The sequence below is a fragment of the Myxococcus vastator genome (genome assembly GCF_010894475.1).
In the GTDB taxonomy this organism is placed as follows: domain Bacteria; phylum Myxococcota; class Myxococcia; order Myxococcales; family Myxococcaceae; genus Myxococcus; species Myxococcus vastator.
Window position 1 is genome coordinate 1 of record NZ_JAAIYB010000654.1, and the last position, 3,492, is coordinate 3,492.

4 protein-coding genes are annotated in these 3,492 nt (G+C 71.9%); 1 reads left to right on the forward strand and 3 read right to left on the reverse strand.

The annotated features are described in order from the left end of the window. A partial coding sequence (locus tag G4D87_RS35575; RefSeq protein ID WP_163787182.1) for a cytochrome-c peroxidase occupies nucleotides 1-850 on the forward strand: 850 nt, incomplete at its 5' end. A 121-nt stretch (nucleotides 851-971) separates the two neighbouring features. On the opposite strand, the gene G4D87_RS35580 is transcribed toward G4D87_RS35575, so the two are convergent. From G4D87_RS35580 to G4D87_RS35590, 3 genes are all read right to left on the reverse strand, one after another. Further along, nucleotides 972-2,378 carry a M24 family metallopeptidase gene (locus G4D87_RS35580; protein ID WP_163787183.1) on the reverse strand — a complete coding sequence of 469 codons (1,407 nt, stop codon included), beginning with the start codon at nucleotides 2,376-2,378 and terminating at the stop codon, nucleotides 972-974. A 121-nt stretch (nucleotides 2,379-2,499) separates the two neighbouring features. Beyond that, a complete protein-coding gene (locus G4D87_RS35585) occupies nucleotides 2,500-2,877 on the reverse strand; it encodes a hypothetical protein (protein WP_163787185.1) in 378 nt (125 codons plus the stop codon). Nucleotides 2,878-2,951: 74 nt separating this feature from the next. Further along, nucleotides 2,952-3,492: Kelch repeat-containing protein (locus G4D87_RS35590; RefSeq protein ID WP_240358870.1), on the reverse strand; the 541-nt coding region annotated here is incomplete at its 5' end.

A 3,492-nucleotide genomic window follows, 5' to 3' on the forward strand; every position in this document is an offset into this window, starting at 1 on the left:
GTCCCAGCGCAACCCGCCCACCCTGCTGAACGTGGCCTACAACCGCTGGTTCATGTGGGACGGACGGGCGGACCGGCTCTGGAGCCAGGCCATCCTGCCGCTGCTCAACCCGGTGGAGATGAACGCGGACGCGCAGGTGGTGCGCGCCCGGCTAACCGCGGTGGCGTCGTACACCACGGAGTACCAGGCCCTCTTCGGCCAGGCGCCCGCGGACGAGACGGACTCGGCGCTGCTGGCCAACGTGGGCAAGGTGATGGCGGCCTACGAGCGGACGCTGGTGCGAATCGACGCGCCCTTCGACACGGACGTGCGGCGCTTCATCACCGCGGCCGAGGCCGGCCAGGCGGAGGCGGACCCAGCGTACCTGGGGCTGAAGACGTTCCTGCGCAAGGGCCAGTGCATCATCTGCCACAAGGGGCCGGCGCTCTCCGACGACCTGTTCCACAACATCGGCGTGCAGGACAGCGGCCCGGGCGCGGGCGGGCAGTGGAGCGCGCTGACGCCGCTGCTGGACTGGGAGTTCAACGCCGCTGGTCTCTACAGCGACGCGCCCACCGGCACCATCGCGGCGCGGCTCCAGACGCTGCGCACCCAGGCGGACCCGGCGACGCTGGAGGGCGCGTTCCGCACGCCGTCGCTGCGCAACGTGGCGCTGACGGCGCCGTACATGCACACCGGCGCCCAGGCCACGCTGGAGGAGGTCGTCGACTTCTACAACGAGGGCGGCGACGCGGCCGGCAGCTTCGTGGGCCTGAAGACGGAGACCATGGTGCCGCTGGAGCTGACGGACGAGGAGAAGCGCGCACTGGTGACGCTGCTCCAGTCCATGACGGGGACTCCGCACCCCTGACTGCAACCGGCGCCGGGTTCCGAGGGCCCCGGCGCCGGAAGTGGCGGGGCACGGGTTCGGCGTTGTCGCCGGGGCTCAGCCTCGGACCAGGGTTCGCGCGTTGAGTTCCGCGAGACTTCGCTCAACGCACCAGGTGGAAGCCCGTCTGACGCTTCCAGCCCCAGTGCACGCGGCCCTCGGCGTCGATGGTGATGTCCTCCTCCTGCGCCGAGCGCACCCGCTGACCGTTCCACTCCGGCACCGCGGACGTGGCCTGCAGCTCGATGGAGTACCACTGGTTCGCAATCACCTTGTGGTCTCCGTTGCCGGGCACGCCCTCCTGCCGGTCCCACAGGCCCACCATGGGGCCCGCGCCGTGGCCGTGCAGGCCAATGGGGTGCGAGTACACAGTGCCGTCGATGCCCTCGGCGCGCATCCGCTCGAGGGAGGCGCGGAGGATGTCGTTGCCCGTGCGGCCGGGGCGCAGCTCCTCGAAGACGATGTCCTGCAGCCGGTTGGACGTCTTCAGCGCGGCCTTCAGCCCCTGGGGCGCGTCCGTCTCGCCCTCGCGCAGCACGTAGCCCATGTGCTGGGTGTCGGTGTTGAGCCCCAGCGCGGTGACGCCGTAGTCGCAGTGCAGCACGTCGCCGCGCTGGATGATGGGGTCGTCTCCCAGCTCCTGCTCGGTGACGCCCTGGCGCTGGAGGTCCACCGACGGCTGGAACCACGTCTTCAGGCCCAGGTCCGCCAGGCGCTGACGCATCCACCACTCCACGTCGCGGGTGCGCGTGACGCCCGGGGTGATGACCTGGTTGGAGAAGGCCGTCTCAATGATGCTCCACGCGAGCTTCGTCTGCTCCTCGTAGAAGCGCGCCTCGTCCGCGCTGCGCCAGGCGATGAGGTCCACCGCCAGCCCATCCACGGAGGTGAAGCGCTTCACCCAGTCCGGGCCAAGCGCCTCGGCCATGCCTTCGTATTCGCCATGGGTGAGGCCGTCCGCGAAGGCGAAGGTGCGCGACACGTTGAGCGCGATGCGCTTGGGCTGGCGCTCCTCCACCACCTGCTTGAGCACCTGCCACTGCTCGGGGCCCCACAGCTCCGCCTGCCGACTCACGCCGCCGCCGTCCACCTGTCGCTGCGCGCGGCGCGGCGTGTAGATGCCGCCCTGCGAGCCACCGCCCAGCGCGAGCCGCTCCACGCCCTGCTCCGGGCCCCGGTCGAAGAAGACGTAGATGGTCCGGCGGCGCGCGGCGAACGTCGTCGGCGAGACGAGCGCCTTGAAGACCGGGTCTTCGTTGTACTCGCGCATGGGGATGACCCACATGTCCACGCCGTGCTGGCGCATGAGCTGAGGCAGGGCCTTCTCCAGGCGCTCGGCCAGCCAGGCCTGCTGGCGCTGGGCCTGCTCACGCAGGGTGCCGAAGGGACGCTCGGGGGCCGGGGACTTCGCCTCGGCCTGGGTGGCGGCCGGGGCCTGCGCCGTCGGAGCGACGGTGGCGCAGGAAGTGGAGAGCAGCAACGGGGCAAGCAGCAGGGTCCGGGTGCGCATGGCCGCGCAGTCTGTCACGCACAAGCGCGTGGCGCGCGCGGAGTCCACACGCCTTCATGCCCCTGGCCCCCGTGAGGCCCGCGACTCCGGAACGCAGGGAGCAGCCGTGAAATCGCCGGAGTCAGGGCACGCCCGCACAGGCCGCGCCATCCACGCCGCACACAGCGCGCAACCGGGCTTCGTCGACGGATTGCTGGCAGCCGCTCGCGGTGGCCGCGTCGAGTTCGTCCATGCGCACGCGCATGCACTGCACGCAGCCCGCCTTCGCGCCCGTGTCGGTTCGCGACAGGTCCGGCTCCACCGCCGCGTAGGCGGCGATGCGGTCCGCCTCGCACTGCTCGCGTGACACCGTCAGGGCTCCGCACTGCTCCTCATACGCGCACGCGGAGGCCGCCACGCGCTCCGCCCAGCCGGCGTAGGAGAGCTGCGGCGCCTCCGAGCCACCACACGCCACGAGCCACGCGCACACCACCACCAGCGACACCTTCCACGGGTTCATGCCCGCATCTCACCCGGCCCTGGCGCGGGAGTCACCCACGGCGCCTGCCCGCCGCAGGTGCTTCGCCGCGCGCGTCACTCGCCCTGCCCGGCCGCGGAGCGCTCCACGACGGCATTGGCACCCCCCAGCGCTCGCGCGGAGCACGGCGCCACGTCACAAGCGCCCGGGACATAGCGCTCGCTCTCGGAGAGCATCCCCACCGCCTCGTTGCCGCCGCCCATCACCAGCACCGCGCCATCTCCCAGCGCCAGGGCGCCCAGCTTCTCTCGCGGCTCGTCCAGCGCGGGCGCGGAGGACCACGTCTCCATCTTCAAGTCGAAGCGCTCCACCGACGCGAGCGCTCCCGTCGTGTAGTGCTCGCCGCCCATCATCAGCACCGCGCCATCGGGCAGCACCACCGTCGCGTGGTGCTCACGAGGCACCCTGGGCGCCCCCACGAGCGTCCACACCCCCGTCTCAGGCGAATACACCTCCGCCGTGGCCGCCGCGCGCGCCGTCGTTCCCCCCACCACCAGCACGCGCCCATCCGGCAGCAACGTCACCGAGTGCGCCAGCCGGTGCGTCCCCGCCGCCCCACCGGTGAGCCCCGCCTTCTCCCAGCGTCCCGTCACCGGG